Annotated in this window: 13 protein-coding genes; 9 read left to right on the forward strand and 4 right to left on the reverse strand. The window is 67.8% G+C overall.

Annotation, left to right across the window (positions count from 1 at the left end):
- Nucleotides 1–277 precede the first annotated feature (277 nt).
- The 4 genes from speA to A7D27_RS15390 all read right to left on the reverse strand — a co-directional run bounded on the left by speA (nt 278) and on the right by A7D27_RS15390 (nt 4,898).
- Nucleotides 278–2,191, reverse strand: coding sequence for an arginine decarboxylase (gene speA / locus A7D27_RS15375; protein WP_069565375.1), 1,914 nt, complete (start codon nt 2,189–2,191; stop codon nt 278–280).
- A 131-nt stretch (nt 2,192–2,322) separates the two neighbouring features.
- Nucleotides 2,323–2,694, reverse strand: coding sequence for a translation initiation factor Sui1 (locus A7D27_RS15380; protein WP_069562441.1), 372 nt, complete (start codon nt 2,692–2,694; stop codon nt 2,323–2,325).
- Between the two features lie 612 nt (nt 2,695–3,306).
- Nucleotides 3,307–3,831, reverse strand: coding sequence for an NUDIX hydrolase YfcD (gene yfcD, locus A7D27_RS15385; protein WP_044411174.1), 525 nt, complete (start codon nt 3,829–3,831; stop codon nt 3,307–3,309).
- On the reverse strand, nt 3,831–4,898 hold the full coding sequence (locus A7D27_RS15390; protein ID WP_069562442.1) for a DUF2333 family protein: 1,068 nt from the start codon (nt 4,896–4,898) through the stop codon (nt 3,831–3,833). Before A7D27_RS15390 ends, yfcD begins: the two co-directional genes overlap by 1 nt.
- Before the next feature lie 305 nt (nt 4,899–5,203).
- On the opposite strand from A7D27_RS15390, the gene A7D27_RS15395 reads away from it, so the two are divergent.
- From A7D27_RS15395 to A7D27_RS15435, 9 genes are all read left to right on the forward strand, one after another.
- On the forward strand, nt 5,204–6,817 hold the full coding sequence (locus A7D27_RS15395; protein WP_069565376.1) for a diguanylate cyclase: 1,614 nt from the start codon (nt 5,204–5,206) through the stop codon (nt 6,815–6,817).
- 1,478 nt (nt 6,818–8,295) lie between these two features.
- Nucleotides 8,296–8,883 (forward strand): methyl-accepting chemotaxis protein, encoded by a 588-nt coding sequence (locus A7D27_RS29165; protein ID WP_371850578.1) that lies wholly within the window; start codon nt 8,296–8,298, stop codon nt 8,881–8,883.
- A gap of 176 nt (nt 8,884–9,059) precedes the next feature.
- Entirely contained in the window at nt 9,060–10,832 is a 1,773-nt protein-coding gene (locus tag A7D27_RS15405; RefSeq protein WP_069565378.1) for a protein-disulfide reductase DsbD, read from the forward strand.
- A gap of 115 nt (nt 10,833–10,947) precedes the next feature.
- Nucleotides 10,948–11,391, forward strand: coding sequence for a type II 3-dehydroquinate dehydratase (gene aroQ, locus A7D27_RS15410; RefSeq protein WP_044411161.1), 444 nt, complete (start codon nt 10,948–10,950; stop codon nt 11,389–11,391).
- A gap of 25 nt (nt 11,392–11,416) precedes the next feature.
- Nucleotides 11,417–11,887, forward strand: coding sequence for an acetyl-CoA carboxylase biotin carboxyl carrier protein (gene accB, locus A7D27_RS15415; protein ID WP_044411158.1), 471 nt, complete (start codon nt 11,417–11,419; stop codon nt 11,885–11,887).
- 17 nt (nt 11,888–11,904) lie between these two features.
- Nucleotides 11,905–13,248 (forward strand): acetyl-CoA carboxylase biotin carboxylase subunit, encoded by a 1,344-nt coding sequence (gene accC / locus A7D27_RS15420; protein ID WP_069562446.1) that lies wholly within the window; start codon nt 11,905–11,907, stop codon nt 13,246–13,248.
- 73 nt (nt 13,249–13,321) lie between these two features.
- Nucleotides 13,322–14,185 (forward strand): EI24 domain-containing protein, encoded by an 864-nt coding sequence (locus A7D27_RS15425; protein WP_069562447.1) that lies wholly within the window; start codon nt 13,322–13,324, stop codon nt 14,183–14,185.
- 177 nt (nt 14,186–14,362) lie between these two features.
- Nucleotides 14,363–15,241, forward strand: coding sequence for a 50S ribosomal protein L11 methyltransferase (gene prmA, locus A7D27_RS15430; protein WP_044411150.1), 879 nt, complete (start codon nt 14,363–14,365; stop codon nt 15,239–15,241).
- A gap of 83 nt (nt 15,242–15,324) precedes the next feature.
- Complete coding sequence (locus A7D27_RS15435; RefSeq protein ID WP_069565379.1) at nt 15,325–16,767, forward strand: DUF3426 domain-containing protein; 1,443 nt, start codon at nt 15,325–15,327, stop codon at nt 16,765–16,767.
- Nucleotides 16,768–16,859 lie beyond the last annotated feature (92 nt).

Below are 16,859 nucleotides of genomic sequence, written 5' to 3' on the forward strand. Positions count from 1 at the left end.
TCGATGCGGTTCGCCGAGCTCACCGCATCCTACGGGCTCACACCGCTCCGGCGTCGAGACGGTGGATCGGTGAAGCGCGATACGCCCTGCGGGGCGGCGGGGGTGGAGGCTCGCGTCGGGGTGGATGACGCTCTTTTCATCCACCGATTACTGGCGCATGGGCCTTGGGGATGACTCCGCTCCCGGGCTGAAGCCCGGGCTACGTTGGATTCGTACTGGCTGGTGGCGGAAATGAAAAGCCCCGGCATGGGCCGGGGCTTTTCGGGGCGCGGGGCGATCAGGACGAGAGGTAGGAGGAACGGGTCAGGCCCAGGCGCAGGGCGTCCACGTAGTGGGTGCGCTCGCGGGGGCTGAGCTTGGCGCTGGCCACCTTGTCGCGGTAGAGGGCCATCAGTTCCTCGGGGGACAGGTGCACGTAGCGCAGCATGTCCTCGATGGTGTCGTGGGTCTCGATGCCGGCGTGGTACACGCTGCCGTCTTCGCGCTGGTAGACGTTCACCGAGTCGGTGTCGCCGAACAGGTTGTGCATGTCGCCGAGGATCTCCTGGTAGGCGCCCACCAGGAACACGCCCAGGAGGTAGTCCTCGCCTTCGCGCACGTCGTGCACCGGCATGCTGGTCTCGATGCTCTGCTCGTCGACGTACTGCTTGATCTTGCCGTCGGAGTCGCAGGTCAGGTCCTGCAGCACGGCCCGGCGCAGGGGCTCTTCGTCGAGGCGCTGCAGCGGGATGATCGGCAGCACCTGGCCGATGGCCCAGGTGTCCGGCAGGCTCTGGAACACGGAGAAGTTGCAGATGTACTTCTCGGCCAGCTTGTCGTTCAGCTCGTCGAGCACCTGGCGGTGGGAACGCTGGCGGGCCTTGAGCTGGTTGTGCAGGCGGCGGCAGATGGCGAAGTAGGTCTGCTCGGCCAGGGCCTTCTGCGCGAGGGTCAGCTTGCCTTCGGCGTACTGGGCGGCGGCGTCGCCGATGTAGTGGGTGGCACGCCAGTAGGTCTCGGTGACCATCTCGGTATCGGTCGGGCCGAGCAGGTCGAGCAGCCAGCGGACGATCTCGGGCTGTTCTTCGCGGTCGTCCACCACCGGTACGGCGTCGTTGTGGCGCTCGACGTCGGTAACCTGCATGACCAGCACGGCGTGGTGCGCGGTCATGGCGCGGCCGCTCTCGGAGAAGATGTGCGGGTGCGGCAGGCCCTGGGCGTCGCAGAACTCCTTGAGCATGCCCACCACCACGCCGGCGTAGTCGTCCATGTCGTAGTTGATGGAGCTGGCGTTGCGCGAGTGGGTGCCGTCGTAGTCCACACCCAGGCCGCCGCCGACGTCGATGTGGTCCACCGGCAGGCCGAGGCTGCGCAGTTCGGCGTAGTAGCGGATGGCTTCCTTGAAGCCGTGCTGGTAGTCGGCCAGGTTGGCGATCTGCGAGCCCATGTGGAAGTGCAGCAGGCGCACGCCCTGGTCGAGGCCGGCCTTGCGGAAGCGATCGACCACCGACAGCAGTTGGGCGGCGGAGAGGCCGAACTTGGACTTCTCGCCGCCGGTGTCGGCCCACTTGGAGGAGGCCAGGGACGACAGGCGCACACGCAGGCCGACCTGGGGCGCGACCTTCAGCTCGGCGGCGGCTTCGATGACGAACTCCACCTCCGATTCCTTCTCGATGACGATGAAGACGTTGTGGCCGAGCTTCTGGCCCATCAACGCCAGGCGGATGAACTCGCGGTCCTTGTAGCCGTTGCAGACGATGGTGCCGCCCTTGGGGGCGAGCGCCAGCACGGCCATCAGCTCGGGCTTGGAGCCGGCTTCCAGGCCGATGGAGACGTTCTGGGTGGCGATGATGTTCTCCACCACCGCTTCCTGCTGGTTGACCTTGATGGGGTACAGGGCGGTGTAGCGGTTCTGGTATTCCAGCCGTGCGATGTTGGCGTCGAAGGCGCCGGTGAGCTGGCGCACGCGCGACTGGAGGATGCCGGGGAAGCGCACCAGCAGCGGCAGGGACAGACCCGCCTCGCGCAGGTTGCCGACCAGTTCGTGCAGGTCCACCGGCTCGCTGGACGGGCCGCTGGGGCGCACGTCGACGCGACCGGCCTCGTTGATGGCGAAGAAGCCGGCCCCCCAATGGCGAATCCCGTAGACACTGCGGCTATCGGCCACGGTCCAGCGGCTGCCATCGTCCTTGCGCGTGCGTCGTGCAGACATCGTGTTCCCCCTGTGGGATGAAAAAGGCCGAACCCGCCGGGACGTGCCGGGCAGGCGTGGGCAGGTTAATGCGGTCGTATGACGTTGGAGTGTTGACCGTGGCGATGACGGTCAGTTTAGAAAGCCGTGGCTCAGCCGCCGGATTTCTTGGCCTTGAAGCCGCGCTTGGCGAGCTCGTCGAGCAGCAGGTCCACGTGGTCGCCCTGGATCTCGATCACGCCGTCCTTGAGCGCACCGCCGGTGCCACATCGGCGCTTGAGCGCGCTGGCCAGCTCCTTCAGCTCGTCGCCGGCCAGCGGTACGCCGCTGACGGTGGTGACGGTCTTGCCACCCCGGCCCTTGGTTTCGCGGCGAACGCGCGCGATGCCGTCGCCGGCGGGCACGGTGGCTTGCTTGCAGGTGCAGGCGTCGATGGGCTGGGCGCAGTCCGGGCAGTGCCGGCCGCTGTCGGTGGAGTACACCAGGCCGCCGAGGGCGGCAAAGGACGAAGCTTTCTTGACCACCGGCTTTCCTCGTAGGGGTCAGGATAGCGACTGGTCGGCGGGGGGCCGACCGCGAAGCCCCACTCTGGCAGGGGCAGCGCAGCCCCGGCCGGGAAGCCGGGGTTGAAAGGCGGCGCAATTTAGCAGCATTCGCGGCGAATGCTAAGTGCGAATTTGCGCCATTGATCGTCAGATTGGCGACCCTGTTCGGCATCGTGCACGAAAGGGTCCGGGATATTGCACAAACCCGCGCCGGGCGGGGGTTTCAACAACTTCCCGCAGCTGCAAAAAAGCAGACCCTGCGCGCACGCTAAAACAGAACGGAACTCAAATGGCAGGGCGGGGACAGTGCCCCTTCAGGAGGCCGAGCGCAGTCGTTGCGAAGGGGGACGAACGGCATGGATGCCGTGAGAGGCGCGCCAGGCCATGGATGGCCCATCGCGCCGGCCCCCGTAGCAACGATGGAGCGAGGGGAGTCCCGCGAAGCGGGACCCGGATGCAGGGGCGAGCCTTTTTGGTTTCTTTTTTGGCGACTGAAAAAAGAAACTCGCCTGGGAAGGCGAAACATAAGACAACAGCAAAACTCGCTAAGCAGCTGGGCTCCGATATCCCCGTCTAGTTGCCTAACACGTCTTAGAGCGACGCCAGATAAAGGCGCAACGCCTTGAGCGAGTCCGGGCAGCAGTTCTCCAGCGCCTGGGCCTCGTCGAGGCTCATGAATCGCGCTTCCATCACCTCTTCCGGCTGCAGCCGCAGGGGCGCGTCGGACACGGCGGAGAACACCGCGCCCCAGAGCCGGTTGCCCGGCTCGTCGAAGTAGAAGCGCCCATGCTCGCGCAGGGGCACGCCGGCTATGCCGAGCTCTTCCTCCAGTTCACGGGCGGCGGAGAGGGCGTAGTCCTCCCCTTCCTGGACCATGCCGCCGGCGGCGACGTCCCAGTAGCCCGGGTACAGCGCCTTGCTCAGGGTGCGGCGATGCACGCAGAGCTGGCCGGCGCTGTTGAACAGGAGGATGAAGGTGCCACGGGAAACCAGCCCGCGCTCGCGCAGCTCGGCCCGGGGCAGGCCGCCGAGGAGGCGGTCCTGCTCGTCGACCCAGGCCACCCGCTCGGCATCGGAGGCAGCGCGGTGGGCCGCTTCGCGCGGGTCGAGGGCCATCAGCCCTGCTCCAGCAGCTGGCGCAGGTCGATCACGGCGGCGTTGGCGCGGGAGATGTAGTTGGCCATCACCAGCGAGTGGTTGGCGAGTACGCCGTAGCCGCTGCCGTTGAGCACCATGGGACTCCACAGGGGCTCCTGGGCGGCCTCCAGCTCACGGATGATCTGGCGCACGCTGATGGTGGCGTTCTTCTTGGCCAGTACGTCGGCGAAGTCCACTTCAATGGCACGCAGGATGTGGGACAGCGCCCAGGCCTGGCCTCGGGCCTCATAGAAGACGTTGTCAATCTGCAACCAAGGCGTCTCGACGAACTCTTCGCTGACCTTGGGCACCACGCCTTCCTGCCCCTCCTGGGCCTTCACGTCAGTGTCCAGGCGCACCCGGCCGACGCTGGCGGACAGGCGCTGGGACAGCGAGCCCAGACGGGTGGCGACGTCACCCAGCCAGTTGTTGAGGTTGTCGGCACGGGTATAGAACTGAGCACCGGGCTGATTCGGGTCGGAGAGGCGGGCCAGGTAGCGGTCCAGCGCGCGGATGCCTCCCTGGTACTCGGTCTCGGAGGCTGGCAGGGCCCAGCTCTTGTTGTCGAAGTTGAAGCGCGGCTCGGCGCGCGCCAGGTCGACGTCCTCGGTGGACTGCGACTGGGAGCGGGCGAAGTCCTTGCGCAGGGCGCGGGTCAGGTCGCGGACCTGCACCAGCACGCCGTATTCCCAACTGGGCATGTTGTCCAGCCAGAGGCCGGGCGGGGCCAGGTCGTTGGAGAGGTAGCCGCCGGGCTTGTCCAGCAGGGTCTGGGAGACCTGTTTGAGGGTTTCGACGGTGGTGTAGCCGGTGACCAGCTTGCGCTGGGCGCGCTCGGCCGCCGCCTGGGCGTTCTGCTGCACGGGGAACAGCTCGGGCTCCTGGCTCCAGTACCAGCCCACCACGCCCGCTCCCACCAGGTAGACACCGAGCAGGGCGCCGAGGGCGCGGCTGACCCAGATGCCTCCCAGGTAGCTGCGGACATCGTCCACCGAATCATCGACGCGATCTCGTGCCTGGCCCGCACGCTTCTTCCAGTCCAGCATGGCTATGTCCTTCACTCATCCGTTCGGCAAGTTTCGACAGCGCCCTTACGCAAGGGTGCCGTCGGCCTCGCACTATAAGTGAAGCGAGCGACCTTGCCAGCGTCCGATGGCCAAACCAAGAGTGGGCCGGTAACGGCGGGTTGAGACGATGCGCACATTCGCGCTGTGACCCAGTGGCACTCCCGGAGAAAAGGTTGACGCCAAGGGATCGGCGGTACTGGCGCGGTTGCAACGAGGTGCTAGCATAGCGCCACCATCCAGGTCGGCTTTCGTCCAGAAAACGACCAGAAGCCCAGAAGCCCGTCATGAACGAACCCGAAGATCCCAGCCGCGATCGCCTGAAGACCTATTTCGCCCAACGGGTGATCCACCAGGCGCGCCATCTTCTGGAGGTCTGGCAGCGGCTGCAGCGCAGCGAGTGGCGGGAGTCCGACCTCACCGAGCTGAGCGAGGCCAATGCCCTCCTGCAGCGCTATGCCCAGCGCTTCGAGCAGCCCGAGCACAGCCAACTGGCGCAGAGCATCGAAGCCAGCCTGGTGGGCATCCAGGCCAACCGCGGTCGCCTGTCCAGCGAATTGATCACTGAGCTGAGCCAACTGATGCAGCGCCTGTCGCGCACCGGCCTGCGCCAAGGCGACCAGCTCGAGCAGACCTTCCTGCCGCCCCTGCGCAAGCCGGTCTACCTGGCTCTGCAGGACGGTGAGCGCGCCGCACGCCTGGCCCAGCAGATGGAGTTCTTCGGCCTCTCGGCACAGACCTGCGACAGCGCCAACACTTTCCGTGCGGCCATGGCCGAGCGGCACCCGTCGGCCATCGTCATGGAAGTGGATTTCGCCGGCCCCGGCATGGGCCTGGAGCTGGCACTGGAGGCGCAGAAGGGCCTGGAACACAAGCTGCCGGTGCTGTTCTTCAGCCATGAGGACACCGACACCCCGACCCGCCTGGCCGCCGTGCGCGCCGGGGGGCAGGAGTTCTACAGCGGCACCCTGGACGCCTCCAGCCTGCTGGAGCGCATCGAGACCCTGACCCGCACCGCCCACTACGAGCCCTACCGGGTGCTGGTGGTGGACGACTCCCGCGCCCAGGCGATGCATACCGAGATGACCCTGAACAGCGCCGGCATCGTCACCCGCGCCATCACCGAGCCGGTGCAGGCGATGGCGGCGCTGGCGGAGTTCCAGCCGGACCTGATCATCCTCGACATGTACATGCCCGAGTGCCTGGGCACCGAGTTGGCCAAGGTGATCCGCCAGAACGAGCGCTACGTCAGCGTGCCGATCATCTACCTGTCGGCCGAAGACGACCTGGACAAGCAGCTCGACGCGATGAGCGAGGGGGGCGACGACTTCCTCACCAAGCCGATCAAGCCGCGTCACCTGATCGCCACGGTGCGCACCCGCGCCAAGCGCGCACGCAGTCTGAAGGCGCGGATGGTGCGCGACAGCCTCACCGGGCTGTTCAACCACACCCACACCCTGCAATTGCTGGAAGACGCCCGCTCCCGCGCGCGCCGCGACGGCCGCCCGCTGTGCTTCGCGATGCTGGACATCGACCACTTCAAGAAGGTCAACGACACCTACGGCCACCCCATGGGCGACCGGGTGATCAAGGGCCTGGCGCTGTTCCTCAAGCAGCGCCTGCGCAAGAGCGACCACATCGGTCGCTACGGCGGCGAAGAGTTCGCCGTGGTGCTGCCGGACACCGACCTGGCGGCCGCCCAGCGGGTGCTGGAGGAGATTCGCCAGCGCTTCGCCGAGATCCGCTACCCGGCCCAGCCCCATGACCTGTCCTGCACCTTCAGTTGCGGTATCGCCGAGCTGAGCGGCGACATCGACAGCAACACCCTCTCCAAGCGCGCCGACGAGGCGCTCTACCAGGCCAAGCGCAGCGGCCGCAACCGCGTCGAGCTGTTCCGCTGAAGCATTCCACAGCGTGACGCAGGTCACGCTGTCATCAAGCTGCAATCGAAACGAAATATCGTCGGGGTCCGCCGTCCTGTCCGTTGTAGGTCGAGGCCCCCATGCGCCTTAAGCAGCTCACCAACCTCAATACCCTTCTTCTGGTCACCGTGTGCCTGGCCCTGGGCGCCACGCTGTGGTGGTCCCAGCGCGCCCTGGAACGCCCCTACCAGGTGATGGAGCTGTACCTGGACCTGGCGCAGCGCGTGCAACGGGATGTCAGCGACAACATCGAGACCTACCTGGCCAGCGGTGATGCCCTGCGCCACAGCGCCGCCACCCAGGGCCTGGACGATCTGGACCAGCGCATGCAGGAGTTGCCGCCGGAGCTGGCCAGTACCCTGCGCGGCGGCATCGACCCGCTGCGCACCTTTGCAGCCGACCAGCTCCTGGCCGCCGGCAAGCTGGCCGGTGACCCGCAGGGCCTGCTGATCCAGGCCGAGCGCGAACTGGACGGTGCACTGGAGCAACTGGCGCGCTATGCAGACGCCGGCGACCCGACCCACGCGGCGGACTACCGGGCGCCGCTGCTGGCGGCCTCCCAGCACCTGACGCGCCTGGTCCACGCCCGCGCCAAGCTGGTGGAGAGCGGCCGTGACGAACTGGCCGCCGATGTGGAGCGCGAGCTGGCCGCCCTCGGCCAGGAGTCCGCCCGTCTCGACGCCCTGCCCCTGCTCGGCGTGGCCGAGCAGACCCAGTCCGCCTCCGACGACTTCGCCGCGATGATGGGCCTGGCCAACCAGGACGAGGAGAAGACCGCCGAAGACCGTGGCATCGCCCTCAAGCGCGAACTGGCCAGCCTGGTCGGTCGCTACCCGGCCGAACTGCAGCGCACCCGCCAACTGATCGCCAACCGTGCGGAACTGGCCAAGGCCACCCGCGCCCGCCTCGACGACCTGCGCCAGGCCCTGGCCGCCCTGGAGCCCCAGGTGCGCGCCGAGCATGGCCGCATCCAGGGCGAGGTGCGGCTGATGCAGGGGCTGATGATCGGCCTGATCCTGCTCATCGCCCTGGCGGTGGACCGCATCCAGCGCAACCTCACGCGACTGCTCGGGCGCCTGATGCAGGCGCTGTCCCACTGGGCCTCCGGGGACTTCAGCCAACCCATCCACCTCGATTCGCGCATCGACGACCTGCGCGGCATCGAGGGCTCACTGGCGCGCCTGCGGGACTACCTGGGCGACCTGGTGGGCACCATCCGCCACCACGCCGAGCAGGTGCTCAGCAGCAGCCACACCCTGGCTGGCCTCAACGGCGGCCTGCACGACGGCGCCGAACGCCAGGCGGTGGGCACCGGGCAGATCCGTGATGCCCTGGGCGAACTGGAGGCCACCATTCAGCAGGTGGCCGGGGACGCTGCCCACGCCGCCGACGCCAGCCACGCCGCCGGCCGTGCGGTGGAGCAGGGCCAGCGCATCATCGGCCAGAGCCTGACCGGCATGCGCACGCTGGTGGGCGAGGTGCAGAAGAACGCGAGCGCCATCGAGCGTCTGGCCCAGGAGTCGGCCACCATCGAGAGCGTGCTGGTGGTGATCCGTGGCATCGCCGAGCAGACCAACCTGCTGGCATTGAACGCGGCCATCGAAGCGGCCCGCGCCGGCGAGCAAGGCCGCGGCTTCGCCGTGGTCGCCGACGAGGTGCGCACCCTGGCGCAACGCACCGCCGGCGCCACTGGCGAAATCCAGGAGCTGATCGGCCGCCTGCAGACCGCCGCTCACCAGTCGGTGCAGGGCATGCGCGCCCAGGTGGAGCACGCCGAGGCCACCGCCACCCGCGCTGCCGCGGCGGACGGGGCGCTGGACGAGATCGTCGACGCCATCCGCACCATCGCCAGCACCGCCGGGCAGATCGCCGAAGCCACCGCCAACCAGAGCGGCGCGGTGAGCGAAATCCGTGGCTACAGCGAGCAGATCCACCAGCAGGGCGATGACAACCTCCGCCACATCGGCCGCAGCCGCGACCAGGCGGAGCAGTTGCTGCAACTGGGCGGTGAGCTGAACCAGGCGGTGCAGGCCTTCCGCGTCTAGCAGGCGCTCGAGACCCGCCGCCCTGCGGCGACGTGTCGCGCCCCGGCGCAGGCAACGCGCTCAAGGGGACGGCGCATGACCTTTCGGCATGATGAGAAAGCCGCTTACAGGATCGGCCTGCCGGGCGCGGACCGGCTCCGTTATCATGCCCGGCACCTTTTCCTGCCGAGTGTCCCATGCGTCGTCTGCTGACCCTCATCCTTCTACTGGCCACCCTGCCCGCCGTCGCCGGGCTGCTGGATGGCCGCCCCAGCGCCACCCTCGGCGCCCCGCTGAACAACAGCCAGGACTTCCTCCCGGTGCGCGAGGCCTTCCGCCTCAGCCTGGTGGAGAGTTCACCCACGGCGATCAAGCTGCGCTTCACCAACGCCGAGGGCTACTACCTCTACAAGCACCGCTTCCAGTTCCGCACCGAGCCGGCCGATGTCGGCCTGGGCGCGGCGCAACTGCCGGCGGGCAAGCACAAGACCGACGACTACTTCGGCGACGTGGAGGTGTATTACGAGGTCCTCGACGTCGACCTGCCGCTGAACAACCCGCAACAGCGCCCCTTCAAGCTGCTGGTGACCTACCAGGGCTGTGCCGACAAGGGTCTGTGCTACCCGCCGGAAACCGAGACGCTGCAGATCGGCGCCGCATCCGCCGCCGCGTCGGACGGTGCACTGCCGAGCGACGGGCAGGGCTGGAGCTGGCACGAGCTGGCGCTGTTCTTCCTCGCCGGGCTGGGCCTGACCTTCACCCCCTGCGTGCTGCCGATGCTGCCGATCCTCTCCGGCGTGGTGCTGCGCGGGCAGGTGGGCGGCGGCCGGGGCCTGGTGCTGTCGCTGGCCTACGTGCTGCCGATGGCGGCCTGCTTCGCCGTGCTGGGCGCGCTGATGGGCGTGTTCGGCGCCGAGCTGAACCTGCAGGCACGCCTGCAGTCGGCCTGGGTGCTGGTGCCCTTCGCGGCCTTCTTCGCAGTGTTCGCCCTGGCCATGTTCGGCCTGTATGAGCTGCGCCTGCCGGGCTTCCTCGCCGGCCCGCTGGACCGCCTGGCCGGCAGCACCCAGGGTGGCTCGATCTGGGGCGCGGCAGCGCTGGGGGTGCTGTCCAGCCTGTTGGTCTCGCCGTGCGTCTCCGCCCCGCTGGCGGGTGCCCTGCTCTATATCAGCGCCAGCGGTGATGCCCTGGGCGGCGGCCTGAAGCTGTTCCTGCTGGGCCTCGGCATGGGCACTCCGCTGGTGCTCTTCGCGGTCGGTGGCGGCGCGCTGCTGCCGCGCTCCGGCCCGTGGATGGTGGCGGTGCGCAATGCCTTCGGCGTGCTGTTGCTGGCGGTGTCGGTGTGGCTGCTGGAGCGCGTGCTGCCGGGCTCGCTGAGCCTGGCCCTGTGGGGCCTGCTGGCTGCCGGGGTGGCGCTGTTCCTCGGCACCCTGGAGTTCGGCCCCAAATCCCCGCGCCAGCGCCTGGCGCAACTCGCCGGGCTGGTGCTGCTGGTCTACGCCGGTGCCACCTGGGTCGGCGCGCTCAAGGGCGAAGCCGATCCGCTGCGCCCGCTGGGTCGCGCCGGCGTGGCCGGCGCCCCCCAGGCCACGGCAGCCGCCGGAGCCTGGGTCACCGTGAAGACGCCGACCGAGCTTGAGGCCGCCCAGGCCGCGGCCAAGGCCGCCGGGCAACCGCTGCTGCTGGACTGGTACGCGGACTGGTGCATCAGTTGCAAGGTGATCGAGCGCGAGGTGCTCACCGCGCCGGAGGTCACCGCACAGTTGGGCCGCTATCGCCTGGTGCGCTTCGACATGACCGAGAGCACCGCCGAACAGCGCGCCCTGCTGGACCGCTACAAGCTGTTCGGCCCGCCGGCCCTGCTGTTCTTCGGGGCGAACGGTGACGAATGGGCCGATCTGCGTGTCGTAGGAGAGATCCACGCCGCCGCGTTCGCCGACCACCTGGCCCGCGCCGGCTCGCGTCAATAAGCGGAACTTCATAAATCTGCCGCAATCTGCGGGCATCGTGTCGACTACTGGCGACACAGGGACAGTCACGACTATCCTTCACGGTCCCGCCTGGCCCCAATAAGGAAGACAGCCCATGGCCACCCTGCTCGTCCTGCACGGTCCCAACCTCAACCTGCTGGGGACCCGCGAGCCCGACAAGTACGGCGCCACCACCCTGGCCGAGATCAACCAGGACCTGGAGCGCCGCGCCCGCGAAGCCGGGCACCACCTGATGCACCTGCAGAGCAATGCCGAGTACGAACTGATCGAGCGGATCCACGCTGCGCGCAACGAGGGTGTGGACTTCATCCTGATCAATCCGGCCGCTTTCACGCATACAAGTGTCGCGCTACGTGACGCGATGCTCGCAGTGAGCATCCCATTCATCGAAGTGCACCTCTCCAACGTGCACAAGCGAGAACCTTTCCGCCATCACTCCTACTTCTCCGACGTAGCCGTGGGAGTGATCTGCGGTCTGGGCGCCACCGGCTACCGCCTGGCCCTGGACGCGGCACTGGAACACCTTGAACGCCCCTGACCTTACCCTTGGGAGTTGATGATTAATGGATATCCGTAAAGTCAAGAAACTGATCGAACTGCTGGAAGAGTCCGGGATCGACGAGCTGGAGATCCGCGAGGGCGAAGAGTCCGTACGCATCAGCCGCCACAGCAACAAGGCCATGGCCGCCCAGCCGGTCTACGCCGCTGCCCCGGCCCCGGTCGCGGCCCCCGTTGCCGCCGCGCCTGCGGCTGCCCCGGCTCCGGCAGCCGACGCTGCCCCGGCTGCTGCGAAGCTGAACGGCCACGTGGTCCGCTCGCCGATGGTCGGCACCTTCTACCGCGCCGCCTCCCCCACCTCGGCCAACTTCGCCGAAGTCGGCCAGACCGTTAAGAAAGGCGACATCCTCTGCATCGTCGAAGCGATGAAGATGATGAACCACATCGAAGCCGAAGCCAGTGGCGTGATCGAATCCATCCTCGTGGAAAACGGTCAGCCGGTTGAGTACGACCAGCCGCTGTTCACCATCGTCTGAACCGCGGAGAGCCTGTGATGCTGGAAAAAGTCCTGATCGCCAACCGTGGCGAGATCGCCCTGCGCATCCTGCGCGCCTGCAAGGAGCTGGGCATCAAGACGGTAGCGGTGCACTCCACGGCCGACCGTGAGCTGATGCACCTGTCCCTGGCTGACGAGACCGTCTGCATCGGCCCGGCACCCGCTGCCCAGTCCTACCTGAACATCCCGGCCATCATCAGTGCCGCCGAAGTGACCGGCGCCACCGCGATCCACCCGGGCTACGGCTTCCTCGCCGAGAACGCCGACTTCGCCGAGCAGGTGGAGAACTCCGGCTTCGCCTTCATCGGCCCGAAAGCCGACACCATCCGCCTAATGGGCGACAAGGTGTCCGCCAAGGACGCCATGAAGAAGGCCGGCGTACCGACCGTGCCGGGCTCCGACGGCCCCCTGCCGGAAGACGAAGCGACCGCCCTGGCGATTGCCGAGGAAGTCGGCTACCCGGTGATCATCAAGGCCGCTGGCGGCGGCGGTGGTCGCGGCATGCGCGTGGTGCACAGCGCCGACGAGCTGATCAAGTCGGCCAAGCTGACCCGCACCGAAGCCGGTGCCGCGTTCGGCAACTCCATGGTCTACCTGGAGAAGTTCCTCACCAACCCGCGCCACGTGGAAGTGCAGGTCCTCTCCGACGGCCAGGGCAATGCCATCCACCTGGGTGACCGCGACTGCTCCCTGCAGCGCCGCCACCAGAAGGTGCTGGAAGAAGCCCCCGCCCCCGGTATCGACGAGAAGGCCCGTGCCGAAGTGCTGGCCCGCTGCGTCCAGGCCTGCATCGAAATCGGCTACCGCGGTGCGGGTACCTTCGAGTTCCTCTACGAGAACGGCCGCTTCTACTTCATCGAGATGAACACCCGCGTCCAGGTGGAGCATCCGGTCACCGAGATGGTCACCGGCGTCGACATCGTCAAGGAGATGCTCAGCATCGCCGCAGGCAACAAGCTCTCGATCAAGCAGGAAGACGTGGTCATCCGCGGCCATGCTCTGGAGTGCCGCATCAACGCCGAAGACCCGGACAACTTCATGCCCTCCCCGGGCAAGGTGAAGTACTTCCACGCCCCGGGTGGCAACGGCGTGCGTGTCGACTCGCACCTGTACAGCGGCTACTCGGTACCGCCGAACTACGACTCGCTGATCGGCAAGCTGATCACCTACGGCAGGGACCGCGACGAGGCCATGGCGCGCATGCGCAACGCCCTCGACGAGATCGTGGTGGACGGGATCAAGACCAACGTCCCGCTGCACCGCGACCTCACCCGCGACAAGGGTTTCTGCAAAGGGGGCGTGAACATTCACTACCTCGAGCACAAACTGGGCAAGAAGTAAGCCTGGTGAACCCCGAAGGGCCGCATAATGCGGCCCTTCTTCATTTCCGCCGTGCAAAGGAATGCCCCTGTCCATGAAAGCGAGATTCAAGTCTATCGGTCTGGCCTTTCTGGAGGCCTTCATCTGCCTGGGGCTGGCCCTGCGCTCCAGCCTGCGGCCGGGCATTCTCATCGGCTCGGCGGGCCTCTGCCTGCTGATGACCAGCTTCTGGGGTTGGCTGTTCTACGCCCACTTCGAGTTCATCGCCAAGGCCGCCGGGCTGATCGCCTCCTTCGTGATCATGGGCGCTGCCGCCCTCGGGTTGCTCCCGAGCGTCAGTGGTGGCCCGGCAACCATCAGCGCCATGGCCAACATCGCCCCGGCCCTGGCCTTGATGGCGGTCTACGCCGCGTTGCTGGCAGTGGCCATCGTGGTCGTGCTCTACGCTGGCGCCGTGGTGCTCAGCATCCGCCTCAGCCTGCGCTGGGTGCTGATGGGGCGCCTGAAGACACGTACCCGCAGCCACTACCCCAGCCTGCTCCAGCGCCAACCCGCCACCACCGACCTGCTGCGCGCCGGCCGCTACCACCTCGGCCCCTGGCTGGGCCTCGGCATCGGCATCGGAATCGGCCCGCTGCTCTGCCTGCTGATCCCCGTGGTCAACGGCATCCTGATGCTGATGCTGCTGGCCTACCTGAACGTGCGTTTTCTGGTGCCCGCCGCCCTCGCCGGACTGGCCAGTGGCGCCGAACAGATGCGCGTGGTGCGGGCCCAGCGCGGCGCCCTCATCGCCTTCGGCCTGCTGATCCTCATGCTGGCGGTGGTTCCCGTGCTCAATCTGCTGCTCCCGGCCCTGCTCGGCGGTGGCGTCTGCCACCTCGCCTACCGCGGCCTCGACCGCCTGGACGCCGCGGCTGGCATGGCACCCATGCCTCAAGTAAGCTTGCCCGCCCCATAAGGGCGCCCCTGAAAACGACCTGCGTTGTCATCGCGGCGTTAAAAACCGGCTCAAGATGCTCATTTACACCGCGTAAACTGCGCTCTTTCGCCTGTTTTTGCCTTGCGCTGACCGCCTCGCCCACGTTTTCAGAGGTGCCCATGAGAGGCCCTTTTCACGCCGCATCGAGGTTTCGCCATGCCCTGGTTACAAGTCCGTCTCGCCATCACCCCGGATCAGGCGGAAACCTATGAAGACGCCCTGCTGGAAGTCGGCGCCGTCTCGGTGACCTTCATGGATGCCGAAGACCAGCCCATCTTCGAGCCCGACCTCGGCACCACCCCGCTCTGGTCCCACACCCACCTGCTGGCCCTGTTCGAGGCCGACACCGACGAGACGGCGCTGGTGGCGCACCTCGAACTGCTGACCGGCGGCGCCCTGCCGCAGCACCAGATCGAGCGCATCGAAGATCAGGACTGGGAACGCAGCTGGATGGACAACTTCCAGCCCATGCGCTTCGGCCGCCGCCTGTGGATCGTCCCGAGCTGGCACGACGCCCCCGAACCGGACGCGGTGAACCTGCTGCTGGACCCGGGCCTGGCCTTCGGCACCGGTACCCACCCGACCACCGCGTTATGCCTGGAGTGGCTCGACGGCCAGGAGCTGGGCGGCTGCGACCTGATCGACTTCGGCTGCGGCTCCGGCATCCTCGCCATCGCCGGTCTGCTGCTGGGCGCGCGCCAGGCGGTGGGCACCGATATCGACCCGCAAGCCTTGGAGGCATCCCGCGACAACGCCTCGCGCAACGGCATCGACCCGGCCCTGTTCCCCGTCTACCTGCCCGCCGACATGCCGCAACAGCCGGCCGACGTGGTAGTTGCCAACATCCTCGCCGGCCCGCTGGTGTCCCTGGCGCCGCAGATCACCGCACTGGTCAAGGCCGGCGGCCGACTGGCGCTCTCGGGCATCCTCGCCGAGCAGGCCGAGGAGGTCCGCGCGGCCTATGCCGATGCCTTCGAGCTGGACCCGACCGCCGAGAAGGACGGCTGGGTGCGCATCAGCGGCGTTCGTCGCTGAGGCCCGCAAAGGATGCACAGCAGGAATGCGCCAGTAACGTGGCGAGTTGGTAGACTAGCGCGTCGTTTTGCCCGGACCGCCGCATGACCGATAGCTTCGTCACCCAGTGCCCCCATTGCCAGACCAGCTTCCGCGTGACCCGCGCCCAGCTGGCGGCGGCCCATGGCGCGGTGCGCTGCGGCGCGTGCCTGCACGTGTTCAACGCGGCCAAGCAACTGCTGGGGAGCCTGGCGGCAAAAGAGGCCACCGCCTCGACGACGACCGCCCCGGCTGCGGCACCACAACCCGCTCGCCAGGCAGCCCCGAGCCCGACGCCACCCGCGCCCCGGGCTCCGGCTCCGGCTCCGGCTCCGGCTCCGGCTCCGGCTCCGGCTCCGGCTCCGGCTCCGGCTCCGGCTCCGAGCGTGCCCAGCGTCGCCACCGTGCTCAAGCCCCAGGCTGCCGCAACGCCGGCTCCCAGCGGCAAGAGCGGCGACAAGAACACCCTGTGGATCCACGACGACCTGGACCTGGACAGCCTCGACCTCGACGAGGAACTGGCCAAGCTGGAGCAGGAAGAACTCAAGCTCTCCCGCGAATTCATGGCCCTGCAGGCCGCCCCCAAGCCAGGCGAACAACTGCTGGGCCAGCGTGACGACCCCGAACAACGCTACGACGAAGGCTGGGCCGAGGCCCTGCTGCACGCCGAGCAACGCCCCACCGCCTCCGCCCCCCAGGCACCGGTGCCGCCGCCGCGCCCGGCCGAGCCGGAACGCCGCGAACCCGCGCTGAACCTGGCCGCCGTCGAGGACGAAGACGACCCGCTGCCGAACATCGGCTCGGCCCGCGTTGCCGAGCCCGATGACGAGCCGGATCTCCCTGCACCCGGCCGCACGGCCCCCCGGGAACGGAGCGAGAACAACCACGACGAGCCGCTGGACGACGCACCGGCCGAGCCTGCCGTGCCCCGCAGCGCCCCGCGCAACGAACCGAGCCTGCGCGACAAGGGCCTGCTGGACCTGGACGACGAACCCCTGCAACTGGAATGGCAGGCCCCGCGCACACCCTGGGGCCGTTGGATCGGCTGGGGCCTGCTGAACCTGATCGGCGGCCTCGCCCTGGGCCTCCAGTACGTCTGGTACCACTTCGACGAACTGGCCCGCACCGACCAATACCGCCCCTGGTTCGAACAGCTCTGCCCCGAGATCGGCTGCCGCCTGCCCTCCAAGGTCGACGTCAACCTGATCAAGAGCAGCAACCTGGTGGTACGCAGCCATCCGGACTTCGCCGGCGCCCTGGTGGTGGACGCGATCATCTACAACCGCGCGGCCTTCTCCCAGCCCTTCCCGCTGCTGGAACTGCGCTTTGCCGACATCAACGGGCAACTGCTCGCCAGCCGTCGCTTCAAGCCCGGGGAGTACCTCGGCGGAGAGCTGGCCGGGCAGACCGAGATGCCGCCGCAGACGCCGATCCACATCTCGCTGGACATCCTTGATCCCGGTGCCAAAGCGGTCAATTACAGCCTAAGCTTCCATTCCCCGGAATAGCCCGACAGGCCCATCGGACGCCGCTCCGGGGCCTGGCCAGAACCCCTGGCGATAAGCTCGGCACTGTTCAGAATTTGTTCAAAACGACCTTT

Origin of the sequence: Pseudomonas sp. 1D4 (genome assembly GCF_001728925.1) — a bacterium.
GTDB lineage: Bacteria > Pseudomonadota > Gammaproteobacteria > Pseudomonadales > Pseudomonadaceae > Metapseudomonas > Metapseudomonas otitidis.

Coding starts and splice junctions, on each gene's coding strand:
- A7D27_RS15390 (WP_069562442.1), bottom strand. CDS start 4,898: ATGCTGGACTGGAAGAAGCGTGCGGGCCAGGCACGAGATCGCGTCGAT.
- speA (WP_069565375.1), bottom strand. CDS start 2,191: ATGTCTGCACGACGCACGCGCAAGGACGATGGCAGCCGCTGGACCGTG.
- accC (WP_069562446.1), top strand. CDS start 11,905: ATGCTGGAAAAAGTCCTGATCGCCAACCGTGGCGAGATCGCCCTGCGC.
- prmA (WP_044411150.1), top strand. CDS start 14,363: ATGCCCTGGTTACAAGTCCGTCTCGCCATCACCCCGGATCAGGCGGAA.
- A7D27_RS15435 (WP_069565379.1), top strand. CDS start 15,325: ATGACCGATAGCTTCGTCACCCAGTGCCCCCATTGCCAGACCAGCTTC.
- aroQ (WP_044411161.1), top strand. CDS start 10,948: ATGGCCACCCTGCTCGTCCTGCACGGTCCCAACCTCAACCTGCTGGGG.
- yfcD (WP_044411174.1), bottom strand. CDS start 3,831: ATGGCCCTCGACCCGCGCGAAGCGGCCCACCGCGCTGCCTCCGATGCC.
- accB (WP_044411158.1), top strand. CDS start 11,417: ATGGATATCCGTAAAGTCAAGAAACTGATCGAACTGCTGGAAGAGTCC.
- A7D27_RS29165 (WP_371850578.1), top strand. CDS start 8,296: ATGCGCACGCTGGTGGGCGAGGTGCAGAAGAACGCGAGCGCCATCGAG.
- A7D27_RS15395 (WP_069565376.1), top strand. CDS start 5,204: ATGAACGAACCCGAAGATCCCAGCCGCGATCGCCTGAAGACCTATTTC.
- A7D27_RS15405 (WP_069565378.1), top strand. CDS start 9,060: ATGCGTCGTCTGCTGACCCTCATCCTTCTACTGGCCACCCTGCCCGCC.
- A7D27_RS15425 (WP_069562447.1), top strand. CDS start 13,322: ATGAAAGCGAGATTCAAGTCTATCGGTCTGGCCTTTCTGGAGGCCTTC.